The sequence below is a fragment of the Bacillus litorisediminis genome, from assembly GCF_022808645.1.
Taxonomy (GTDB): Bacteria; Bacillota; Bacilli; order Bacillales; family JC228; genus Bacillus_BF; species Bacillus_BF litorisediminis.
The window spans coordinates 97,813-120,080 of sequence record NZ_JAKZKT010000002.1 but is presented as its reverse complement, the minus strand read 5'-3'; the positions used below and the strand labels follow the sequence as shown (position 1 = coordinate 120,080).

Below are 22,268 nucleotides of genomic sequence, written 5' to 3'. Positions count from 1 at the left end.
TTTATGGTCAAGCCTTTGTCATTTTCTGCAGTTCATATAAAGCGTTCATCGCATCAAGCGGTGTCATTTGCATCAGCTCTAATTTCTCTAGCTTTTCCAGGATTAGCTTTTGTTTTTGCTGCTCCTCGTCACCAACGGTCACATCAAAAAAGGATAATTGCGTCTCTTCTGGTTCATGCGTTTTCGGTTCTTTTACAATAGCTGATACGGTTTCGTCTTTATTTTCAAATGCGACAAGAATTTCACGTGCCCTTGTAATCACTTCGTTCGGAAGCTCAGCCAGCTGTGCAACATGAATTCCGTAGCTTTTATCAGCAGCTCCCTCTCTCAGTTTATGTAAAAAGACAATATTCCCTCGTTCTTCTGAAACACTGACATGGATATTTTGCAATTTAGGCAGTTTTTCAGCCAGAACCGTTAATTCATGATAGTGTGTTGAGAATAGGGTCTTGGCCCCAATGTGATCATGAATGTATTCAATCATGGCTTGAGCAAGTGCCATTCCATCGTACGTCGAAGTGCCGCGACCAATTTCATCAAATAATATCAGACTGTTTTCCGTTGCTTTGGTTAATGCATTTTTGGCTTCGAGCATTTCAACCATAAAGGTACTTTGGCCAGAGACTAAATCATCTGCTGCTCCAATTCTCGTAAAGATCTGGTCAAAGATTGGCAGTTCGGCAGCATCAGCCGGAACAAAGCAGCCGATTTGTGCCATAATTGCCGTTAGCGCAACCTGTCTCATATATGTACTTTTTCCGGCCATGTTTGGACCAGTAATTAATAAAAGCTCCCTTTCCTGGTTCATGTAGCAGTCATTTGGAACGTAAACCTGCATTCCCAACACTTTTTCCACAACCGCGTGACGCCCGTTTTGAATGATCAGCTTCCGGTCCTGGCTAAAAGTCGGCTTCACATAATGGCGTTCTTCACTGACTGTCGCAAAGCTTTGCAGACAATCAATTTCACTGATTGCTTTCGCAAGTGTCTGTAAGCGCGGAATGTACGTTTTTACTTCTTCGCGAATCGCTGTAAAAATATCGTATTCGAGTTCAACGCTTCTTTCTTCTGCTTCTAAAATCAAAGCTTCCTTTTCTTTTAATTCAGGTGTAATAAACCGTTCTGCGTTGGTTAAGGTTTGTTTTCGCTCGTATTGTCCCTCTTTTAACAGGTGCAGGTTTGCCTTTGTTACCTCAATATAGTAGCCGAACACACGGTTATAGCCTACTTTTAATGACTTAATCCCTGTTTTTCTTCGCTCTTCCTGTTCCAGTTCAGCAATCCAGCTTTTTCCGTTTCTGCTGGCTTCGCGGTATTGATCAAGTTTCGGATGATAGCCGTCTTTAATCAATCCGCCTTCCTTCACTGATACTGGCGGGTTTTCATGGATTGCTTTTTCTAGAAGATTATAAACCTCTTCACAAGCATCAAGGGAAGCCTCCCATTTATTCGGTGATGACAGAATCCCGAGAATAATAGATTGAATCTCAGGAATTTGTTTTAAAGAATGCTTTAATTGGATAAAATCACGGGCGTTTACATTTCCAAAAGCTATTCGGCCAGCCAGTCTTTCGAGGTCGTAAACCTTTTGCAATTTTTCGCGGAGCTCCTGGCGTTCAAAGAACTTTTCTTTTAAAAGCTGGACAAACTCCATTCTCTCTTGAATTTCGTTTAAGTTAGTGAGCGGCCGGTCAATCCACGATTTCAATAAACGTCCGCCCATTGCTGTCATTGTTTCATCCAAAAGCCAGAGCAAACTGCCCTTTTTATCTTTTGCACGGATCGTCTCTGTTAACTCAAGATTCCGTTTTGAATACTCGTCCATTTTTAAGTAATGCTCAGTTTGATAGCGTTGTGCCTCTTGAATATGGTCTAAGCTGCGTTTTTGCGTTCGATACAAATAGCTTAATAACCGGATTACGGCCGTTTTTTCTTCTGCACGCGTCAATGCCGAAACCGTGGATTCAAATTTAGTTTCATCATCTAATTCGTTTTGCAGCGAGATGGTCACACCATAACGTTCTTGTAAAACAGTAGCCCATTTTCCAGCGAATTCATCAGCCACTACCATTTCTTTTATACCAAGCAAGGCACATTCATTAAAGCAATCTTCTACCCGCTCCAATAAAGTAACTTTTAATTCTCCTGTAGATAAATCACTGTATGCAAACCCAAACGTATGACCAGTCTGATTGATGGAAGCAATATAGTTGTTTTCCTTGTCGAGAAGCGTGTGGCTATCCATTAAGGTTCCAGGTGTAATCAGCTGGACGACTTCACGTTTTACAACACCTTTGGCCAGCTTCGGATCTTCGACTTGTTCACATATTGCGACTTTATATCCTTTTTTTATAAGCTGTTCTATGTATGATGCCGCTGAATGATAAGGAACTCCGCACATCGGAATTCGTTCTTCCGAACCGCCATCGCGCGATGTTAAGGTGATTTCTAATTCTCTGGAAGCTTTAATGGCGTCCTCAAAAAACATTTCATAAAAATCTCCGAGGCGAAAAAAAAGAAATGCATCCTGATAATCTTTTTTAATCTCTAAATACTGCAAAATCATCGGCGTGTAAGAAGCCATCTATATCACAAAACCTTTCTTCTCTATCAATCTTTTACATTACCCCATTATATCATAGAGATTGGGATGCAATCACGGTTTAGAAACAGAATAGCTGCAACGAAAAAGAAAACTTGCCGGTTGGCAAGTCTGGAAAAAGTATTTATTATTTTCTAGTTTTGATTTATACCGTTTTTGGGTGTTAAATGGCAATTATGGCCTCACTTCTGCCTCCAAAACTTTTTCCGCATCCATAAGCGGGCGTAATCGTTCTTGCTGGGTTTGAAGGGCAATTCCGTCAATGTGGCGCCGGTCCATCATAAAGCCTTTAGTTTCATAGGATTGCAGATAAGGAGAAGGTCCAACTGAACATAAGATCTTAAATCCGGACTCAAACAGATAGTTAAATTTATCCCCGCCTGTATCTGGTCTGCTTCCGTATGGGTAAATATAAACATTTGTTGGACCAACTAGAGATTCAACCTCTTGCTTCCATCTTTCTGTATCCTGGACGAACCGGTTGTAATCTACTTTATTTGCATCTAAATGCCCCCAGCCATGGGAGGCGAATGTCCAACCGGTTTCTTTTAAACGTCTGATCACTTTTAATGCATCTGCTTTTTCCTGATGGTAAGCCGGGCTATTAACCTGATTCGTTCGGTACCCTAACACTCCTTCATATCCTGTTAAGGCAATTAACCCTTTTGCTCCTCTAAACGAGAAATCAGGGTGGCTTTGCACAAACTGGTCTAGGATCGGAACAATCGCGTGATCATATGAAATCAAATCTTCGCCTTGCGGACTTTTCGCATAGGAAGCAATTGTTCCATTTTCATTAAGCACCAGTTTATAAACATTCCCATTTTCCCTCATATAATCGTAATAATTCATATCATCAATTGAGAGAATTAATGGTTTTTTCCCCTCAGGCAGTTTCAGTTCTCTCCGTGTAATAGATTGATCCCCATTTATTTGAAACAGTTCGTTAATGTCTATTAATATATAGTTATTTTTATAAAGTTCATTCAGTACTCTCTTAAATTCATTGACGGTTACAAAATAATCATTATATCCTTGAGCCATTGCATCTCCGTCAAAAGCCAGTTCAGGATAGACAATGAGCGGGTGGAAAAAGATATGTTCAACCGGACCCTCGTAATCTACCAATTTGACTGGTTCGTTATTTTTTGCAGGCGGCTTGGATGCATCATTTCCCATTTCATTTTGGCCATCTTCTTGATTGTCAGGTATTGGAGGCAGCGGATCCTCTGGCCACTTTGGAATTGCATTATTTTTAGGTGGTTCTATGATACGGTTATCCGTGTGAGGCTGATTATCCATTCCCTGTATTGAACAGGCTGATAACCCCAATAGCAGTACCCACACTATTACCTTTGTAATTAATTTCATGAAAAATCCCCCATCCCTTATTCAAAAAATAAGACGTATGAGAGACCTTTATGTTACAAAAATGTTATTAATAAAACTAGCCGGCCAGCTAACATTGAGGCAAAGACAGAGGGGCAGTTGCACTTACAAAAAAAAACTAGGAAGTAATCTCTTCCTAGTGTGTTATTCTTCTTCAGTTCCAACCAAAAAGTCAGGGTTCAATTCTTCAAATTCTTCATCGTCAACATCAAGTTCCCAGTCGTGGTCGTCCTCTACGCCGTCCGGATTAATGGCAACAGCGATTTTGGTTTCACCCACTACTTCTACAAGGAATTCTCTTTCGGCATTAACGATAATCTTATTGCCATTTGGCGAAACAACTGCTTCTACGCAATTTGGCTGTTGAAGAACACGGGCAATTACTTGTTCTTCTCCTAAGACGTCTGGATCCCGATACTTAAGCTTTATGACATCCGTGTACGGTACTTTTGCAGAACATACTTCCGTTTTTGTATTATCAGAATGGGAATACCAACAGTTAATATCATAATGTCCGCTAACCTCTACCGCATTGCCAGATTTCTTTGCTGAATACGTATGGTTTATGATCCAGGCACCTAGAATGCTCGACGGATTTTTAGCTGGGCTAACCGTATGATTGGACTGGGTAAACTTGCGTCCTTTAGCAACGACAGCCTTCGTTATAATCTCTCTGTATTCTGCCATGCGAGCGATACCTCCTCTAGTCTTTTCATTTCATCCTATGCGGGTCATTAGACTAGTGTGCGAATATTTCTTCGTTGAATAAAAGGAAACTTTAGATTAAACGAATAGGCTAAGAACCACTATTACATACTATGCAGGTATGATCTGAGAATGTGCCTAGAAAAAATTGTGACGATAAAAAATCAGAAGATCTGCGACTTTAGAAGGTTTTTGTTTTGGTCAAAATGAAATCATAACCACCCGTGAAACGGGTGGTTTGTTCTGCGGCTGAAAGCCTTTGTTACTGGCCAGCCCCTCAAGGGGCTCTGAATAGTTCGCCAACCGCACTACTTTTTCGGCCAACCCTAAAAGGGTTTCTCCTATCTCTTTTTGTTTTTTCTTTTTGTTTCTTCCCCTGTAAACGGATCTATAAATTCTTCCATACTCAATTGGTCTGCGACTATATCATCTTGTATTTGATTTCGAATGTACTCTTCAATTACTTTCTTATTTCTCCCTACTGTATCTACATAGAAACCTCTACACCAAAATTTTCTGTTGCCATACCGATATTTTAAATGTGCATGTCTATCAAATATCATTAAGCTACTTTTACCTTTTAAATACCCCACGAATGATGAAACACTTATTTTTGGCGGGATACTCACCAGCATATGGATATGATCTTTACATGCTGTTGCTTCAATAATTTCTACACCTTTTCTTTCACATAACTGTCTTAGAATCTGTCCAATATCTTGTTTTATCTTTCCGTATATGATTTGTCTTCTATATTTTGGTGCAAAGACTATGTGATACTTACAATTCCATTTAGTATGTGCTAAACTGTTTATGTCAGATGACATAAGGGTCCCTCCTTGTTACATAAATTTGGTTGGCGAACCGAAATTTATTGTAACACCAGGAGTGGGCTTTTTTTAATACATCGCTATAAGCTTTCCGGAACCATACGCCTAGCGTATGGTTTTCATTTATACAAAACAAGAGAACCGTCCCTCTGTTTCGGGACGGTTCGGTTTGATTATGAATGTTTGACGGCGGATCCGGTTTCACCTCTGAGGAGGTCGCCGCCTGTGGATTCAATGATTTTATTGGTGACTCTGTTAGAAATGGTATGAGCTACGACCTGAAGCAGCTCATTTACTTCTACTTGTGAATTCTTAAATTCCTGAACAATTGGAATTTCGTCTATTTCTTTTTCGAGCTTTTCGATTTTTTCTTCTACCATTTGTAAGGCCTTTTCTTTGCCAAAGTGCTGAAAATTAACAGCTTGCTTTTGCAGGCTTTTAATACTAGCAATCATTTCACGCACCTTTTGGTTTTCGTTAATTTGAGCTTCAGCACGCTTGAAGAAATCCACTTCTTCAGTTTCGGAAATCATATCGGCCAATTCTCTGGCACGAGCTATAATATCATCTTTTGTATATTTCGCCACTTTACTTCACCTCAACTGCTTCCATACTTTCGACCATTTCACCATCAAGTGTCCATGTTTTCGCTTCTTTGATGCGAACTTTAACCAGTTGACCAATCGCTGACTTCGGTCCTTTGAAATTAACCAACTTATTTTTGCGTGTATATCCGGCTAGGACATCAGGGTTATTTTTGCTTTCCCCTTCAACTAACACTTCAACGATTTGCCCTTCATACTTTTTCATAGCCTCAGCAGAAAGTTCATTAACTAATGCATTTAAGCGCTGCAGACGTTCTTTTTTCACTTCCATCGGAACATTGTCCTTCATTTTCGCAGCTGGTGTACCTTCACGTGGTGAGTAGATAAAAGTATAAGCAGATTCGAAGCCTACCTCTTTATATAGGGAAAGTGTTTCTTCAAACTGTTCATCCGTTTCATTTGGGAAACCGACAATAATATCAGTTGTGAGTGCAACATCTGGAATGGCTTTTTTAATTTTAGCGACTAATTCCAGGTATTGCTCACGTGTATATTTTCTTGCCATAATTTTAAGGACATCACTGGATCCAGATTGAACTGGAAGATGAATATGCTCAACCAGATTTCCTTTTTTCGCTAATACTTCGATTAAATGATCATCAAAATCACGCGGGTGGCTGGTTGTAAAACGAATACGCGGAATATCAATGGAACGCAGCTCATCCATTAGATCGCCAAGACCGTATTTCATATCCTCAAAATCTTTGCCGTACGCATTGACGTTTTGACCAAGAAGCGTGATTTCTTTATAGCCTTGAGCTGCTAAATGGCGAACCTCTTGGATAATATCCTCTGGACGGCGGCTTCTTTCTTTACCGCGCGTATACGGTACAATACAATACGTGCAGAACTTATCGCAGCCGTACATAATATTAACCCAGCCTTTAATTTGGCCTTTTCTGACTTTAGGAAGATTTTCAATGACATCTCCCTCTTTTGACCAAACCTCAACCACCATTGCTTTTTGCATATACGCTTCCTTTAAAATATGAGGAAGACGGTGAATATTATGGGTACCAAAAATCATATCCACATGCTGATAGGATTGTAAAATTTTATTAACCACAGACTCTTCTTGTGACATGCAGCCGCAAACCCCAATTAACAGGTCTGGCTTTTCTGTCTTAAGCGCCTTTAAATGCCCGAGTTCTCCAAACACCTTGTTTTCCGCGTTTTCGCGAATGGCACAGGTATTTAAAAGAATCACATCAGAATCTTCTACAGTATCGGTTGCTTCATAGCCCAGTGCCATAAAGATTCCTGCCATGACTTCTGTATCATGCTCGTTCATTTGGCAGCCATACGTTCTAATATAAAATTTCTTGCCATTTCCCATACCGCGGAATTCTTCTGGAATCTTGAAGTCTTTGTGATACTTGACTTCTTCCTTCCCTCTTCGTTTGGCATCCTTTAAACTTGGCGGAATATATACAGATTGAAAATACTTACTGTAATCCTTCTCGGATTTTTTGTCCTGAGGCTTTACAGTAGCTACTTGTTGTCCTTCAACTCTTTGCTTCTCATTCATGATGATGACTCCTTTCTTCATGAGTAATCAAAAACCTATTTCTACACATTACTTTAGTATAAAGGTTTTTGGGGGCTTAAACAATAGGGGAGACTACGGGATAAATGGCAAGTTGGTGAATCAAAAAGATTGATATAGTCGATAGGATTGGGTTGTCGTCCGATTGCATAAGGTTTTGACCAATCAAGGCGGGGTATTGACTCGCAGAATACGATGTTAACCGATAGTACCGTATTTTGACCGATAGAATTCAATTTTGACCGATAAAAGCTGATTTTGACTGATAGAACAGACGATTTGACCGATAACATTGCATTTTTGACTGATAGATATCCCGATTTGACTGATAGAACCAGGATTTTGACCCATAGAAACAAATTTTGACTGATAGAACGTGTGTTTGACTGATAGAACGCGATTTTGACCAATAGACAACGGCTGAGCTGCTACTGTGGGAACTGATTGTCTTTATCAGCTTAGTAAATTGCACATAACAATCAAAAAGCTTTAGAAGGCTTATGGCCATCTAAAGCTTTTTGGTTTACATAAATTCTTTTACAAGTTCCTGGAACATTTCTTCTGACAGATGCAAATCCTCTTTTACCAATGGTGTTTCTTTATAGCCTGGGACTAAGTCCTGATAGGATTTTTGCTCTTTGTTTTGATAGATTAGTCCGGTTACTAATCCATTATATTTCATTAAAATTTGCATCGCTTGCTCGCGGTTAGAAGGATCATAGTCTTCAATGCTCTCGAGTTTTGTGAGATTTTCTTTATACCAGTCATAGGTGTTGATTTTGTTATAGGTGACACATGGGCTAAATACATTAATCAGCGAGAAGCCTTTGTGCTGAATCCCCGCTTCAATTAAAGCGGTTAACTCTTTCAGATCTGTGGAAAAACCTTGCGCGACAAAGGTGGCTCCTGCTGTCAGCGCCATTTCCATTGGCGATAGTGCCGGTTCAATCGCTCCCTCCGGTGTCGATTTTGTTTTAAACCCAGAAGCAGAGCGCGGAGACGTTTGTCCTTTGGTCAGTCCATAGACCTGGTTATCCATGACGATATAGGTAATATCGATGTTTCTTCTGATGGCGTGAATGGTATGCCCCATTCCGATAGCAAAACCATCTCCATCACCGCCTGATGCAATGACGGTAAGATCTCGATTGGCCATTTTTAAGCCTTGGGCAATTGGGAGACAGCGGCCATGAATCCCGTGAAACCCATACGTGTACACATAACCTGAGATCCGGCCGGAACAGCCGATTCCAGATACTAACGCCATATCCTCAGGCTCAAGTCCTAGATTGGCCGCTGCCCGCTGAATCGCCGCTTGTACAGAGAAATCACCGCAGCCGGGACACCAGTTTGGTTTGACATTATTGCGAAAATCTTTGAAGGTAGCCATTATAACAACTCCTTACATGCTTCATATACTTCATGCGGCAGAAATGGATTTCCGTCGTATTTGTTAATCTGGCGGATTTTTTCGGCTCCGCCCACATTCATTTTGATAATATTAGCGAGTTGTCCTGTGATGTTATGTTCAACGACTGCCACTTTTTTCGCTTTGCTTACTACTTCCGCTACTTCCTCCGCCGGAAATGGATGAAGCAGGCGAATATGGGCATGATTGACTTTGATTCCATCTGCCTCTAAGCGTATCTTGGCCTCTTCAATAACCCCTCTTGTTGAGTTAATGCCAATCATTAATAGATCCGCTTCTTCATGTGGAGTGTCCTTATACACTGGTACTTTGAAACGGACGTTCTTTAATTTTTTCATCCGTTTATCCATTTGTTTCTTCCGATTTGCAGCAACTTCAGATGGTTTACCCGTCTCGTCGTGCTCGACTCCTGTTACGTGGAAAATTCCATTTTTCGTTCCAGGCAGTACACGTGGAGAAATTCCATCATCCGTCAATTCGTATCTTTTAAAATATCCTTTATTTTGAAGCTCTGGCAGCTCTTCATTCACAAGCTTGCCGCGGCGAATCTCTATTTTTTCTAAAGAAAGCGGCTCAACGGTTTGCTTTCCTAAGGAGAGCTGCAAGTCTGATAGAAAAATAACCGGGCACTGATATTCTTCTGCTAGATTAAAAGCTTCTGCGATATCGTAGAAAGCCTCTTCCACTGTACTCGGTGCCATCACGATCTTCGGAATTTCACCATGGCTTCCGTAAATCATCGCGAGGAGATCGGATTGTTCCTGTTTGGTTGGGAGTCCGGTCGATGGTCCGCCCCGCTGTGTATCAACAATGACCAATGGAGTTTCCGTAATTCCCGATAAACCGATTGATTCCATCATTAGAGACAGCCCGGGTCCTGCTGAAGCAGTAAAAGCTCGGACCCCGCCATAATTTGAACCAATCGCCATTGTACAGGCAGCCATTTCATCTTCAGTTTGGATAACGGTTCCTCCTACTTTTGGCAGCTTTTTAATCAAGTATTCCATAATCTCCGACGCCGGTGTTATCGGATATGCCGCCATAAAACGGGCACCGCCAGTCATGGCCCCTAATGCAATCGCATCATTTCCGATCATGAATAACCGCTGCTTGCCATCAGCTGGATCCAATTTTAAAGTGCCGTTAGAGCTCCCTAGCTGTTCATGCATGACGTCATAACCCTTTTGAATCGCTTCCATATTTTTGGCTACCACTTGCTCGCCTTTTCTGCCAAAAATCTCATTCACTACATTTAGAAAAACTTGCGTATCTAAATTTAACACGGCACAGGTTGCTCCAATTGCAACCATGTTTTTCATAAGAGCTGTCCCAAGCTCAGTAGCAATCTCAGTAAAAGCGACTGGATATAGCGTGGCCTTGCAATCTGGTGGTGCAACTGGATTAAACTTCACGTCTGCAATAATAACCCCTTGGTCATGCAATTCATGATAGTTTAAATCAATCGTTTCCTGATCAAAAGCAACTAAGACGTCTAAATCATCTGCAATCGTACGAACCGGGGTTGTGCTTACCCGAATTTTATTGTTCGTATGGCCACCTTTAATACGGGATGAAAAGTGTCTGTACCCATATAAGTAATAGCCTTGGCGGTTCAGGGCAATCGAGAATATTTCACCTGTACTTTCAATCCCTTCCCCCTGCTGACCGCCCACTTTCCATGATAATTGTTGTACCATGATTAGACACTCCTTTAAACGAAACGGTTAAGTTGATTTTTTCATTCGTTCCTAAAGCGAAAGTAAGTGCAGTGGTGTGAAAATGCTTCCTATCCCATTATACTGAAATTCGTCAATATTATAAATATTTTGATATTTTATAAGACAAATTTTTCATGTTTTACCTAACCAGAATATCACTCACTTCTTTAAGAACATCGTAAATGCATAAAAAACCTGCTTGCTTATTATATGCAAACAGGTCCCCCAGAGCCCCCTAAAACTATTTAACGAGGTTCTACAATTAGTTTAATGGCTGTTCGTTCTTCGCCATCAATTTGAATATCTGTAAAAGCGGGAACACAAATTAAGTCTACTCCGCTTGGAGCTACGAAACCTCTTGCAATGGCTACCGCTTTAACTGCCTGATTTAAGGCCCCAGCACCAATTGCTTGAATTTCCGCTGCTCCTCTTTCTCTCAAAACACCTGCAAGTGCACCAGCTACAGAATTTGGGTTTGATTTAGCTGAAACTTTTAATATTTCCATTACCTTATGCCTCCTTGTATTTTCCGTGAACATTGCCCGAGTTTTTCTATATGGATGCCTATAAATCATTTCATTGCTACTATATTCACCCAATAACCCGCATATGCCAGCTTGGACAACATTTTTAATAAGACCTGTAAATTTTTGTCCCGCCTGGGATCTTACACATCTATGTTTAGCAAAATGAATATCTTAAGTTGAAACCAATTTCGATACGGAGGAATCAGCATGGGATACTATGTTACCGTTGAGCCAGATGTTAACTTATATGTTGAGGATTTGAACCCAGGCGGCAGCAAGACTATTGTGTTTGTTCATGGTTGGCCGCTGAACCATAAACAGTTTGAATATCAGTTTACTATTCTTCCATCAATGGGTTATCGCTGTATTGGTATTGACTGGAGAGGTTTTGGCCATTCAGATAAACCGATGAATGGCTATAATTTTAACAGACTGGCCGATGATATCTTCACAGTTGTCCGAACCCTTCAATTAGACGATTTTTCGCTCGTTGGCCATTCTACGGGCGGTGCGATCGCCATTCGCTATATGTCCCGGCATAACGGTTATGGAGTATCGAAGCTTGTCCTGATTGACGCTGCAGCTCCGATTGGCTTTACAGCCGAAACGGCAAATAGACTTCTTAACGAGACCTTAAATGACCGCCCTAAGATGATGCAAGGAGTAACAGATACCTTTTTCTTTCAGTATATAACGAGACCATTCTCCGACTGGTTTATTCAAATGGGATTGGAGGCAGCAAGTTGGTCTACTGCCGCAGTCATTGTATTACTGAGAGATGAGACGCTGCATGAAGATCTTCCAAAAATAGTAACTCCTACTCTAATTGTTCACGGTATTCATGACAAAGTGATTCCATTTTCGCAAGCTCAAGAACTAAATCAAAAAATTAGAAACTCCCAGCTAGTTCCCTTTCAATTTAGCGGACATGGGCCATTCTGGGAAGAACGTGACAAATTTAACCAGCTGTTGATACAATTTATATAGTTGAAATTTTTGGGAGGGATTAGAAGTGAGAAAACTGATGAAATCATCCAAAGATAAGTCCTTATTTGGGGTGTGCGGAGGAATAGCAGAGTTTTTTGGCATTTCATCTCTTGTCGTCCGGCTCATATTTATCATTACTTGTCCTGCTTCTTTTTGGGTGTATATCATTCTTGCAGCATCATTAACAGAGAAACCTTCACTATAATCATTTAAAACTTTTTCTTTAAATAACAGGTTATTTATATTCTTGCAATAAAAAAGAGACCACAATTGGTCCCTTATTTTGTTGCAATTGGCACATGAATTCTAATTAAAATATGGGTGATCATCATTAATCAGAATCCGCTCCATTTTCTTGCCTAATCCGGTTTGATCATCAAGATCAATCACAACAGCACTGAGCTGAGTCCGCCCTGATTTCGGAACCTCAAAACGAACCGGCATCGCTGTTAAAAACCTGCGGAGTACAGCTTCTTTTTCAACTCCAATGATTTCGTCATAGGGTCCTGTCATTCCGACGTCTGTCAAATAAGCCGTCCCTTTCGGTAAAATCCTTTCGTCTGCTGTTTGAATATGAGTGTGAGTCCCAACAACTGCAGAAACCTTTCCATCGAGATACCAGCCCATTGCGAGCTTCTCACTGGATGCCTCTGCATGGAAATCTACAAAAATATATGGTGTGGCTTCACGCGCCTTTTCCACTAACTTCTCTGCGGTTCGAAATGGATCGTCAATAGCCGGCATAAAAGTACGACCTTGAATGCTGATGACTGCTACCTTTTTGCCTTGATGCTCAATAATTCGCAAACCCTCTCCAGGAGAACCTTCTGGGAAATTAGCGGGCCTTACCATTCTTTTAGCATCATCAATAAAATCAAAAATTTCCTTGTTATCCCATGTATGGTTTCCGAGCGTAACCGCTTGTGCGCCCCACTCGAGAAATTGATTATAAATTTTTGAAGTAATTCCTTTACCTCCAGCCGAATTCTCACCATTAATAATCGTAAAATTTGGCTGGTATTGATTCTTTAATTTGGGGAGAAATTCTTTGACCATGTCCCGGCCGAGAGAGCTTACCACATCCCCGATGAATAAAATCCGCATAGGTATTTCCTTTCTAGCGTGAATATTGTCTATTCCATTCTACCACAAATCAATGGAATTTTATGCAAGCTTTTCATGCAATAAAAAAGAGCTGAAACAAGTCAGCTCTTTTATTTTGCGTATTCAACGGCTCTGGTTTCACGTATAACGGTAACTTTGATATGACCTGGATAATCCAGTTCATCCTCAATCCGTTTCCGAATATCACGTGCTAAGCGGTGAGCACTGAGATCATCGATTTGATCTGGTTTGACCATGATTCTAATTTCACGGCCGGCTTGGATGGCGAACGCTTTTTCAACCCCATCAAACGATTCAGGAATTTCTTCCAGTTTTTCAAGTCGCTTAATGTAATTTTCAAGCGTTTCACTTCTAGCTCCTGGTCTGGCAGCACTTAATGCATCGGCTGCGGCCACCAATACGGCAATGATAGATGTAGGTTCAGTATCTCCGTGGTGAGAAGCAACACTGTTAATGACAACCGGGTGTTCTTTATACTTCGTTGTAAGTTCTACCCCAATTTCAACGTGGCTTCCTTCCACCTCGTGGTCAACTGCTTTCCCTATATCATGCAGTAATCCGGCTCTCTTCGCTAGAGTGACATCCTCGCCTAGTTCGGCTGCTAATAAACCTGCCAGATTCGCAACTTCGATCGAATGCTTAAGGACGTTTTGTCCGTAAGACGTACGGAACTTAAGTCGTCCCAAGATCTTCATAAGATCTGGATGGAGCCCGTGGACACCAACCTCGAACGTTGTCTGTTCACCAATTTCACGAATGTGCTCATCAACTTCCCGTCTCGCCTTGTCTACCATTTCTTCAATCCGTGCTGGATGTATACGTCCATCTTGAACAAGCTTTTCTAGTGCAATTCGCGCTGTTTCACGCCGAATTGGGTCAAATCCGGATAAAATAACCGCCTCTGGTGTATCATCGATGATAAGATCAATTCCTGTAAGTGTTTCCAAAGTTCGGATATTTCGACCCTCACGACCAATGATCCGACCTTTCATTTCATCATTCGGCAGATTTACGACTGATACGGTCGTTTCAGCAACGTGGTCAGCTGCGCAACGCTGTAAAGCCAGTGAAAGAATTTCTTTCGCCTTTTTATCGGACTCTTCTTTCGCTCTTGTTTCGCTTTCTTTAACCATGAAAGCAATATCGTGAGCAAGTTCGGCTTCAATGCGTTCTAGAATGATAGCTCTCGCTTCCTCTTTCGAAATGTTAGAGATTCGCTCGAGCTCTGCTTGTCCTTTACGCACCATCTCATCCACTTTGCTCTCCATCTCTTCAATATGCTGTTGTCTTTGATTAAGAGAATCCTCCTTCTTTTCTAATAATGCTTCACGTTTATCCAACGTCTCATCTTTTCGATCTAGATTCTCTTCCTTATGGAGCAAACGATTCTCTTGTTTCTGTAGCTCACTTCTACGCTCACGAATTTCTCGTTCTGCATCCGTTCTAAGCTTATGAATTTCATCTTTTGCCTCTAGCAAAGATTCCTTTTTAATAGCTTCAGCTTCACGTTTGGCATCTTCAAGAATTTGGACCGCCGCATTCTTTGCTCCAGTAACTCTCGCTTCATAAATGTTTTTGCGTAAAAAGTAGCCAACAACACTACCAACGAAAAGGCCAAGCAAAATGGAGATGATTGTTATGGCATCCATCACTTCACCTCCCCTTGCTATGAACTTGTTTCAAATTTCATACATGTCGGCATGTACACTTTCAAAGTTTCTTACATTTTTCAGAGTTAGGCTTATATTTATGGAAATAGTAAGCCCCTAATAATTTTATTCGTATGATCCCAATCGGTGACCTAACGAAAAAAGTTGAAAAATATACATATTTATTGTAAATCTGCGGTAGATTGATGTCAAGCTATCCCTTAAGACCTATATATAAATCGACCGATTTTTCAGACTATTCTACTATTGACACCCTTTGTTTTATATAACATTGCAAAAAAACACAAGGACGAATCCTTGCGTTTTAAACTCCGAATTAAAATTCGAATTGTTCTTGTCCTTCTTCATCAGGAGCCTGATTTGAATCCAATCCATAATGTTCACGGATCTTTTGCTGGATTTCATGACGAAGCTCAGGATTTTCCTTCAAAAATTGTTTTGCATTTTCACGGCCTTGTCCAAGACGATCATCATTATAGGAATACCATGAACCGCTCTTTTGAACAATATCGAGTTCGGAAGCGATATCAATGATTTCGCCCTCTTTAGAGATTCCTTCTCCATACATAATATCGACGTCAGCTGAACGGAAAGGCGGAGCCACTTTATTTTTAACCACTTTAATTTTGGTTTTGTTACCGACAATATCATTGCCTTGCTTTAATTGTTCGGCACGGCGCACTTCTAAACGGACAGAAGAGTAGAATTTAAGGGCTCTTCCGCCTGGGGTTGTTTCTGGCTCAATCTATAGATTTACTATCTCTATAGCGTGGACTATATCTTCATCTCCATAACTGGAGAGCCTTGCACTTCCAGCAGCAGCCTATCCTCTGCTGTACCCTACTCGATGATACAAAACTATCTCTTTCGGTAGTCTCTAGACCTTCCATACAATTCGTATGGCTTGGCACGGTATTACCCTATAAAACTTAGAGGGCTTCACCGTTAGCACAAAGTGTAAGATTCACTTTGCACACCCCTAGGCAATCGGGTTCACAAGGTTTTTTAACATGCTATCACTAGCAAGGGAAACCCAGAGTGAATTGATTTCCAAACATAACCCCAACCTTCTCACGAATTTGGTTAATAAAGATTGCAATGGTTTTAGACTTGTTAATCGCACCGGACAATTTACGAAGGGCTTGAGACATGAGTCGGGCTTGTAACCCAACGTGTGCATCACCCATCTCGCCTTCGATCTCAGCTTTAGGAACCAATGCAGCAACTGAGTCAATAACGATAATATCAACGGCACCGCTTCGGACTAACGCTTCAGCAATCTCAAGAGCTTGTTCACCTGTATCAGGCTGAGAAAGAAGCAACTCGTCGATATTAACTCCGAGCTTTTGAGCATAAACCGGGTCTAGGGCATGCTCGGCATCAATAAATGCAGCTTGACCGCCGGTTGCTTGGACTTCTGCAATTGCATGCAACGCTACGGTTGTTTTACCTGAGCTTTCAGGTCCGTAAATTTCTATAATCCGGCCGCGGGGATATCCACCTACCCCTAATGCTACATCTAATGCTAGCGATCCACTTGGAACGGTTGAGATTTTTCTGTCCGTTTGCTCTCCTAATTTCATAATAGAGCCTTTTCCAAATTGCTTTTCTATTTGTTTTAAAGCCATTTCTAAGGCTGCTTGACGATCGTTCACTCTACTTCCTCCAATCATTCAATCTAATTACTACTATACCTGTTTTCATATAATTTGCCAAGCAAAAAATCGAACATTTATTCGTACTTTTTTGAAGGATTTTTTCTTGTAAAAACAACTTTTCACCTGTTGAAGATAGAAAAATCTATCAGAAAAATGATCTAAAAAATTGTTTCAATTAAAAATCTGAAAATATTTTTATAAAAACTTCGTGCAACTAATCATTTAGTTAACCATAATTTTACAGTTGCGCGATTGGACCTTGTTTTCGCGCGTATTTCTTAAAAGTTGCGCGCATTTTTGAATTGTTGCACGTATTTTCGTGATTTTGCGCGATTCCTCTGTGAAAACACTAATATACCGTTTCTTTACCTTACATAGATAAAGAAAATATGATAAAAACCATTAAAATTTAATAAAAAACCAGCAGTAATAATTGCCCAGTCCATAAAATTTTAAAAAACAGCTTAAAAAACCTTTTAATAAAAAAAAAAACGGTATGATTGTCATCATACCAATTCTTGATTTAACCATGTCCGAAGCTGGTGAGCCCCGTGTTTACAGGCTCTGATGCGAATAATATTCCGGTGTCCAGTCAAACTTAATTTTACACAATCTGTGCTTCCGTCCTTGCTTGCCATTCCGATAAAGACGGTGCCAGGTACTTTTCCTTCTTGCAGATCTGGGCCTGCTACACCGGTGAAGCTTAATCCGACATCACTGCCTGTCGCCTTCAATACGCCAGCTGCCATTTCAATTGCACACTGCTCGCTGACAGCTCCATGAACCCGTAGTGTTTCAGGACTGACTCCCAAAAGCTTTTCTTTCACTTCATTTGTATAGGAAACTATGCCGCCAACAAAGGTTTTGCTTGCACCAGGCATTTGACAATACTCTCCTTGAAAAAGTCCGCCTGTCAGGCTTTCCGCACAAGCGAGAGTGAGTCCTTTTGCCTCTAAAGTTTTCTTTAACTCTAAAAATAAATTCGTATCATCATATCCATAAAAATAGGAACCTACCCGACTTTGAATTTCTTTTTCAACTTCATCGAGCATCGGGATTGCTATTTCCCTCGTATCTGCAAAGGCTGTCAGTCTTAAAGTTACTTCACCGTCAGAAGCTAAAGGTGCGATGGTTGGATTCGTTTGCCTGTCGATTAAATCTTCCAATACTGTTTCAAGCTGGGCTTCTCCAATTCCAAAAAAACGCAGCACCCTCGAGTGGATCATCATTGCCTTGCCTGCGATTTGCAGCAAGGCTGATTGAACATAGTTTGTGAACATTGGTTCCATTTCTTTTGGAGGGCCGGGAAGCAATATCACATGGACACCGTTTTCGCTTACCAGCATCCCTGGCGCCATTCCGGTATCATTGGGAAATACGTGGCTGCCTTCCAACACAAGTGCCTGCTTTTTGTTATTCTCTGTCATGGTTCGGCCGTTTCTTGAAAAATAATTTTCAATATATCGAAGTGCCTGTTCATCCATTACAAGGGAACGCCCCAATACAGAAGCAACCGTTTCTTTTGTTAAATCGTCCTTTGTGGGACCTAAGCCTCCCGTTAAAATAATCAGGTTAGAGCGTTCCATCGCTACTTTTAGAGCCTGTTCCAGGCGGTTTGGATTGTCACCGACCACACTATGATAATAAACGGATATCCCCATTTCCGCACATTTTTTTGAGATAAATTGAGCATTTGTATTGACGATTTGCCCTAACAATAGCTCGGTGCCGACCGCTAAGATTTCTCCTTTAAGCACATTCATCAGTCCCTATTTTGAATTTAACAGCACATACCGATTTTTATAAAAATAATCCCAGCCAGACCAAATCGTAAAAAATAACGCTACCCAAAGTGCAATCGTTGCAAATGGAATGTGAATCCATTCAAATGGGAGGTTATGCAATAACAGCGCAGAAATTGCAATGATTTGGGTCCAAGTTTTAATTTTCCCCAGCATATTGGCTGCGACGACTTCTCCTTCACCCGCTAAAACTAATCTTAAACCAGTTACTGCAAACTCGCGGCTAATAATGACAATCACAATCCAAGAAGGAGCATAGCCTAATTCAACTAAAATTATAAGGGCAGCTGAAACCAATAATTTATCCGCGAGAGGGTCCAAAAATTTTCCCAGATTTGTTACTAAATTTAATTTTCTCGCATAATATCCATCCACCCAATCTGTTGTAGAAGCCAGAATAAAAATAAGAGCTCCCACAAAATGAGAAACCGGAAGTTCGACTTCTCCCAGATGATAGGTTCCCCACGAATTACCCATGTACATGACAATCATAAAGATGGGGATTAAAAATATTCTCGATACTGTAATCTTGTTAGGTAAGTTCACCTGAGTATCCTCCTATATTTGAAGAATCATTGTCCATATTTTCTCTCATTATTATAATGATAAATCCCTCAACTACCAAAGAATTTTATAATAAGAGAAAAAATAGCCATCCTTCGATGACTATTCACTCGTTCCTTCAAATTGAATGATAATGTTTTGAGTCATAGTTTGATCTGCAGGGATTTGGTATGATAGCGGCATTCCATTCACAGAAATTTTAGTGTCTGGAGCATAGCCAACACGAATTTTAACCGGACTATTTTGCGTTACATCATAAGAAATCGTATTTCCCTCTGTCAGATTATCAGCATAATAGACCGTATTATCTGCACCAGTTATTTGGATCCATGTTCTCCCTGTAGAACTGACTTCTAATGTAAATGTCTCAGCATTTTTTAATGCATAAGAAGCGGTATCACCGCTCACTCCAACATTTTCAATTACGGGATCTGGCTCAACCGGCTCTTCAGGTTCTGCTGGCTGCTGGTTTTCTTCGTCCTCAGCAGGCTGCTCCTCGTTGCCCGTATCTTCAGGCTCTTCCTCAATAACATCGTCATTAACCCCTGCATTTTCTTCTGGAAGATTTTCATTTTGTGAAACCGTATCCCCCGGGTCTTCACTAGCAACCGATTGGACAATATACCAAATCGCAAATACCGCGCCAATTACAAATAACCCTACCAGAAGTTTAGGGAATAGCACAAAAACCTTGGAATCCTGGGCAGATACTGTTTTCCTTGTTTGTACCCGTGAAAGCTGTTCCGGTAGGTCCTCATGATGACTGGAAGGAATTTCATTTGCATAGACATTAAAAACCTCTTCCGGTTCAAGTCCAACCGCTTCAGCGTATTGTTTAATAAAGGCACGCACATAAAAATTACCCGGCATTGGGGCGTAGTTACCTTCCTCGATTCCTTTTAAATATCTTTTTTGGATTTTCGTTATTTCTTGTAAGTCCTCAAGAGACAATCCCTTTTCTTCCCTCGCCTCTCTCAGACGCTTGCCAAGCTCTGTCACCAATACCACCTGCCAAATTTTTAAAAATCAAATCCACCGAAATCAGGATCATCAAAAAGGTTAGTTTTTTGAACAAGTTCGTATGTAATTTCTTCGTTCGGATCATTTCTGAGTTCGATAATATAATCAAAATCTTCGAGATTATATTCTGTATTTTGAACGAAAACATCAGGGTGTTCTACTACTTTTACAGCAGGAAGGCGCATTATTTCCCTAATTAATTGCCAGTGCCGTTCATTCGCCCGTTTAGTTGAAACGATTCCATCTAAAATAAAAATATTATTTTCATTGTACTCGTCCTCAATCAGCTGGCTGCGGATGGTTTGTTTTAATAAGGTTGAAGATAAAAACAGCCATCTTTTATTGGCACATACGCTGGCGGCTACAACAGATTCTGTCTTTCCAACACGAGGCATTCCGCGGATTCCTACTAATTTATGTCCTTCTTGCTTGAATATCTCAGCCATAAAATCAACGAGCAAACCAAGCTCGTCACGAACAAACCTAAACGTTTTCTTATCATCTGCATCTCTTTGTATGTATCGGCCATGTCTGACAGCTAATCTGTCTCTTAATTTTGGCTCGCGAATTTTCGTTACTTTGATTGTATCCATCATCATCAGAATGGATTCTAACCGCTCAATCTGCTCCCGGTCTTCTGCTAATAAAAGCAGGCCCCGTCTCCCCTCATCGACACCGTTTATTGTCACAATGTTTATAGAAAGCATCCCGAGTAAAGACGCAATTTCACCAAGTAAGCCTGGCCGGTTTTTTTGGATTTCGTATTCAAAGTACCATTCAGTTTTTTCCATCTATACCCCCCACTTCTCCCAATGTTTATTTGGAAGGTACAACCACTTTATAAGACTATAATATATGATTTTATTTCAATATGAAAGGAAAAATGAAAATTCATTGTCTGATTGTCAAGATTTTTGTCGAATTTAGTGTAAAAAACTGAAGAAGAGAGGGGGAATCCTCTCTTCTTAATGTTGCGTTCCGTTATTTTGCACCAGCTTAACCATCATATTTGCAATTGCATGTCTTTCATCAGGAGAAGCAACAGACCAAAGGTCCGCTAACACTCTTTCCTGTTCATTCTTTGGGTCAACTTGTTTTGCCAAATATTCTCCAATTTCATAGGCAAGATCTGAAATTACATTATTATCCATACCTTCTTGCTTTGCATGATTGAGACGGTCTCCAAGGAAATTTTTCCATTGGTCCCAATTTTCTAAAACAGACATGGTTGATATCCTCCTTTTCATATCTTCAAGGATTATTTTGTATCGCTTCGCAAATAATATACATCCATTTATGGAAATTTTAAGTGTACCAACCACCGTTTACCTTTAAGACCTCACCAGTAATATAAGAGGCTTTGTCTGAAAGCAAAAAGGCAACAGCCTCTCCAACTTCTTCAGGTGTTCCCATCCGTCCAAGCGCAATTTCATTTTCAAGCGCTGCCTTTTCCTCTTCTGATAAAAATTCGTTCATCCGGGTTTGAATCACTCCAGGAGAAACAACATTCACGCGTATCCCGCTTCTGGCAAGCTCTTTACTTAAGCCCTTCGCAAAAGCGATTTGTCCGCCTTTCACAGCAGAATATACGGTTTCTAAAGCAGCCCCGGTTTCGCCCCAGGTTGAAGCAATAAAAACGATACTGCCTTTACTTTGGTTATAAAGCTTTGGAAGGAGCGCCTGTGTTAACTTAATGGGGGAGCTCAGATGCAAATCAACTAAAAAATCTATTTCCACTCTATTTGTATCAATCAGAAGCTTGTTTAATTCCTTCCCTGCACAAAAAACAAGGGCATCCAGCTGGAAGATCGACGAAGCCATAAGGTCAATTCCTTCCTCTTTACTTAAATCAGCCTGAATCGGAATATATTCCTGATTAAACTCTTCTAATTCCTGAAGTAAAGTGTCCATTCCTTGTTGGTTTTGAAAATAATGTAAATATAAATGATATCCCTCTTTAGCAAGCTTTTTTGCAATTGCCCGTCCGATTTCCCCGCTTGCCCCTGTAATTAATGCCCACGTATTCATACTTTCCTCTCCTCAATCTCGAAACATAAATGTCAATCGGAATCTGTGGTCCTGCATTTCGGA

The 22,268-nt window shown here is 40.6% G+C and carries 19 protein-coding genes and 2 pseudogenes; 2 read left to right on the top strand and 19 right to left on the bottom strand.

Going from position 1 to position 22,268, the window contains the following annotated elements; genetic code table 11:
* Window positions 1–7: 7 nt before the first annotated feature.
* The 9 genes from mutS to spoVS form a co-directional block, all read right to left on the bottom strand.
* Entirely contained in the window at window positions 8–2,584 is a 2,577-nt protein-coding gene (gene mutS, locus MLE14_RS01545) for a DNA mismatch repair protein MutS (protein ID WP_243296499.1), read from the bottom strand.
* A 192-nt stretch (window positions 2,585–2,776) separates the two neighbouring features.
* Window positions 2,777–3,973: a polysaccharide deacetylase family protein gene (locus MLE14_RS01540; RefSeq protein WP_243296498.1), complete on the bottom strand. Its 1,197-nt coding sequence runs from the start codon at window positions 3,971–3,973 to the stop codon at window positions 2,777–2,779.
* A gap of 162 nt (window positions 3,974–4,135) precedes the next feature.
* Window positions 4,136–4,678, bottom strand: coding sequence for an outer spore coat protein CotE (locus MLE14_RS01535; RefSeq protein ID WP_243296497.1), 543 nt, complete (start codon window positions 4,676–4,678; stop codon window positions 4,136–4,138).
* A 359-nt stretch (window positions 4,679–5,037) separates the two neighbouring features.
* Window positions 5,038–5,523 carry an IS200/IS605 family transposase gene (tnpA, locus tag MLE14_RS01530; protein WP_243296496.1) on the bottom strand — a complete coding sequence of 162 codons (486 nt, stop codon included), beginning with the start codon at window positions 5,521–5,523 and terminating at the stop codon, window positions 5,038–5,040.
* A 176-nt stretch (window positions 5,524–5,699) separates the two neighbouring features.
* Entirely contained in the window at window positions 5,700–6,113 is a 414-nt protein-coding gene (locus MLE14_RS01525; protein ID WP_243296495.1) for a RicAFT regulatory complex protein RicA family protein, read from the bottom strand.
* Between the two features lies 1 nt (window position 6,114).
* Window positions 6,115–7,659, bottom strand: a complete 1,545-nt coding sequence (miaB, locus tag MLE14_RS01520; RefSeq protein WP_243296494.1) for a tRNA (N6-isopentenyl adenosine(37)-C2)-methylthiotransferase MiaB — start codon at window positions 7,657–7,659, stop codon at window positions 6,115–6,117.
* A gap of 541 nt (window positions 7,660–8,200) precedes the next feature.
* Window positions 8,201–9,067 carry a 2-oxoacid:ferredoxin oxidoreductase subunit beta gene (locus MLE14_RS01515; RefSeq protein WP_243296493.1) on the bottom strand — a complete coding sequence of 289 codons (867 nt, stop codon included), beginning with the start codon at window positions 9,065–9,067 and terminating at the stop codon, window positions 8,201–8,203.
* Complete coding sequence (locus tag MLE14_RS01510; protein ID WP_243296492.1) at window positions 9,067–10,803, bottom strand: 2-oxoacid:acceptor oxidoreductase subunit alpha; 1,737 nt, start codon at window positions 10,801–10,803, stop codon at window positions 9,067–9,069. The genes MLE14_RS01515 and MLE14_RS01510 overlap by 1 nt, the downstream gene beginning before the upstream one ends.
* A gap of 266 nt (window positions 10,804–11,069) precedes the next feature.
* On the bottom strand, window positions 11,070–11,330 hold the full coding sequence (spoVS, locus tag MLE14_RS01505; protein ID WP_097160453.1) for a stage V sporulation protein SpoVS: 261 nt from the start codon (window positions 11,328–11,330) through the stop codon (window positions 11,070–11,072).
* 228 nt (window positions 11,331–11,558) lie between these two features.
* Here spoVS and MLE14_RS01500 point away from each other — a divergent pair, with 228 nt between their 5' ends.
* Both MLE14_RS01500 and MLE14_RS01495 read left to right on the top strand, forming a co-directional pair.
* Window positions 11,559–12,338, top strand: coding sequence for an alpha/beta fold hydrolase (locus MLE14_RS01500; RefSeq protein ID WP_243296491.1), 780 nt, complete (start codon window positions 11,559–11,561; stop codon window positions 12,336–12,338).
* Window positions 12,339–12,363: 25 nt separating this feature from the next.
* Entirely contained in the window at window positions 12,364–12,543 is a 180-nt protein-coding gene (locus MLE14_RS01495) for a PspC domain-containing protein (RefSeq protein ID WP_243296490.1), read from the top strand.
* Between the two features lie 101 nt (window positions 12,544–12,644).
* On the opposite strand, the gene MLE14_RS01490 is transcribed toward MLE14_RS01495, so the two are convergent.
* The 10 genes and pseudogenes from MLE14_RS01490 to ymfI form a co-directional block, all read right to left on the bottom strand.
* Window positions 12,645–13,442 carry a TIGR00282 family metallophosphoesterase gene (locus tag MLE14_RS01490; RefSeq protein ID WP_243296489.1) on the bottom strand — a complete coding sequence of 266 codons (798 nt, stop codon included), beginning with the start codon at window positions 13,440–13,442 and terminating at the stop codon, window positions 12,645–12,647.
* Between the two features lie 110 nt (window positions 13,443–13,552).
* Entirely contained in the window at window positions 13,553–15,112 is a 1,560-nt protein-coding gene (rny, locus tag MLE14_RS01485; RefSeq protein WP_243296488.1) for a ribonuclease Y, read from the bottom strand.
* 337 nt (window positions 15,113–15,449) lie between these two features.
* Window positions 15,450–15,872, bottom strand: a pseudogene (locus MLE14_RS01480) (recombinase RecA); the annotation flags it as partial.
* 298 nt (window positions 15,873–16,170) lie between these two features.
* Window positions 16,171–16,788 (bottom strand): annotated as a pseudogene (gene recA, locus MLE14_RS01475) (recombinase RecA); the annotation flags it as partial.
* A gap of 509 nt (window positions 16,789–17,297) precedes the next feature.
* Window positions 17,298–18,548 (bottom strand): competence/damage-inducible protein A, encoded by a 1,251-nt coding sequence (locus MLE14_RS01470; RefSeq protein ID WP_243296487.1) that lies wholly within the window; start codon window positions 18,546–18,548, stop codon window positions 17,298–17,300.
* A gap of 12 nt (window positions 18,549–18,560) precedes the next feature.
* A complete protein-coding gene (gene pgsA / locus MLE14_RS01465; RefSeq protein WP_243296486.1) occupies window positions 18,561–19,139 on the bottom strand; it encodes a CDP-diacylglycerol--glycerol-3-phosphate 3-phosphatidyltransferase in 579 nt (192 codons plus the stop codon).
* 120 nt (window positions 19,140–19,259) lie between these two features.
* Window positions 19,260–20,156, bottom strand: a complete 897-nt coding sequence (locus MLE14_RS22845) for a helix-turn-helix domain-containing protein (RefSeq protein WP_243296485.1) — start codon at window positions 20,154–20,156, stop codon at window positions 19,260–19,262.
* Window positions 20,157–20,176: 20 nt separating this feature from the next.
* Window positions 20,177–20,968, bottom strand: a complete 792-nt coding sequence (locus tag MLE14_RS01455) for a DUF3388 domain-containing protein (RefSeq protein WP_243296484.1) — start codon at window positions 20,966–20,968, stop codon at window positions 20,177–20,179.
* A 174-nt stretch (window positions 20,969–21,142) separates the two neighbouring features.
* Entirely contained in the window at window positions 21,143–21,403 is a 261-nt protein-coding gene (locus tag MLE14_RS01450) for a DUF3243 domain-containing protein (RefSeq protein ID WP_243296483.1), read from the bottom strand.
* A gap of 79 nt (window positions 21,404–21,482) precedes the next feature.
* Entirely contained in the window at window positions 21,483–22,205 is a 723-nt protein-coding gene (ymfI, locus tag MLE14_RS01445) for an elongation factor P 5-aminopentanone reductase (RefSeq protein ID WP_243296482.1), read from the bottom strand.
* Window positions 22,206–22,268 lie beyond the last annotated feature (63 nt).

Excerpts from the sequence above, each read along its gene's own strand:
- tnpA (WP_243296496.1), bottom strand. The coding sequence starts at position 5,523 with ATGTCATCTGACATAAACAGTTTAGCACATACTAAATGGAATTGTAAG.
- spoVS (WP_097160453.1), bottom strand. The coding sequence starts at position 11,330 with ATGGAAATATTAAAAGTTTCAGCTAAATCAAACCCAAATTCTGTAGCT.
- MLE14_RS01500 (WP_243296491.1), top strand. The coding sequence starts at position 11,559 with ATGGGATACTATGTTACCGTTGAGCCAGATGTTAACTTATATGTTGAG.
- MLE14_RS01450 (WP_243296483.1), bottom strand. The coding sequence starts at position 21,403 with ATGTCTGTTTTAGAAAATTGGGACCAATGGAAAAATTTCCTTGGAGAC.
- rny (WP_243296488.1), bottom strand. The coding sequence starts at position 15,112 with ATGGATGCCATAACAATCATCTCCATTTTGCTTGGCCTTTTCGTTGGT.
- MLE14_RS01490 (WP_243296489.1), bottom strand. The coding sequence starts at position 13,442 with ATGCGGATTTTATTCATCGGGGATGTGGTAAGCTCTCTCGGCCGGGAC.
- MLE14_RS01455 (WP_243296484.1), bottom strand. The coding sequence starts at position 20,968 with ATGGAAAAAACTGAATGGTACTTTGAATACGAAATCCAAAAAAACCGG.
- MLE14_RS01515 (WP_243296493.1), bottom strand. The coding sequence starts at position 9,067 with ATGGCTACCTTCAAAGATTTTCGCAATAATGTCAAACCAAACTGGTGT.
- mutS (WP_243296499.1), bottom strand. The coding sequence starts at position 2,584 with ATGGCTTCTTACACGCCGATGATTTTGCAGTATTTAGAGATTAAAAAA.
- miaB (WP_243296494.1), bottom strand. The coding sequence starts at position 7,659 with ATGAATGAGAAGCAAAGAGTTGAAGGACAACAAGTAGCTACTGTAAAG.
- MLE14_RS01510 (WP_243296492.1), bottom strand. The coding sequence starts at position 10,803 with ATGGTACAACAATTATCATGGAAAGTGGGCGGTCAGCAGGGGGAAGGG.
- MLE14_RS01540 (WP_243296498.1), bottom strand. The coding sequence starts at position 3,973 with ATGAAATTAATTACAAAGGTAATAGTGTGGGTACTGCTATTGGGGTTA.
- MLE14_RS01535 (WP_243296497.1), bottom strand. The coding sequence starts at position 4,678 with ATGGCAGAATACAGAGAGATTATAACGAAGGCTGTCGTTGCTAAAGGA.
- ymfI (WP_243296482.1), bottom strand. The coding sequence starts at position 22,205 with ATGAATACGTGGGCATTAATTACAGGGGCAAGCGGGGAAATCGGACGG.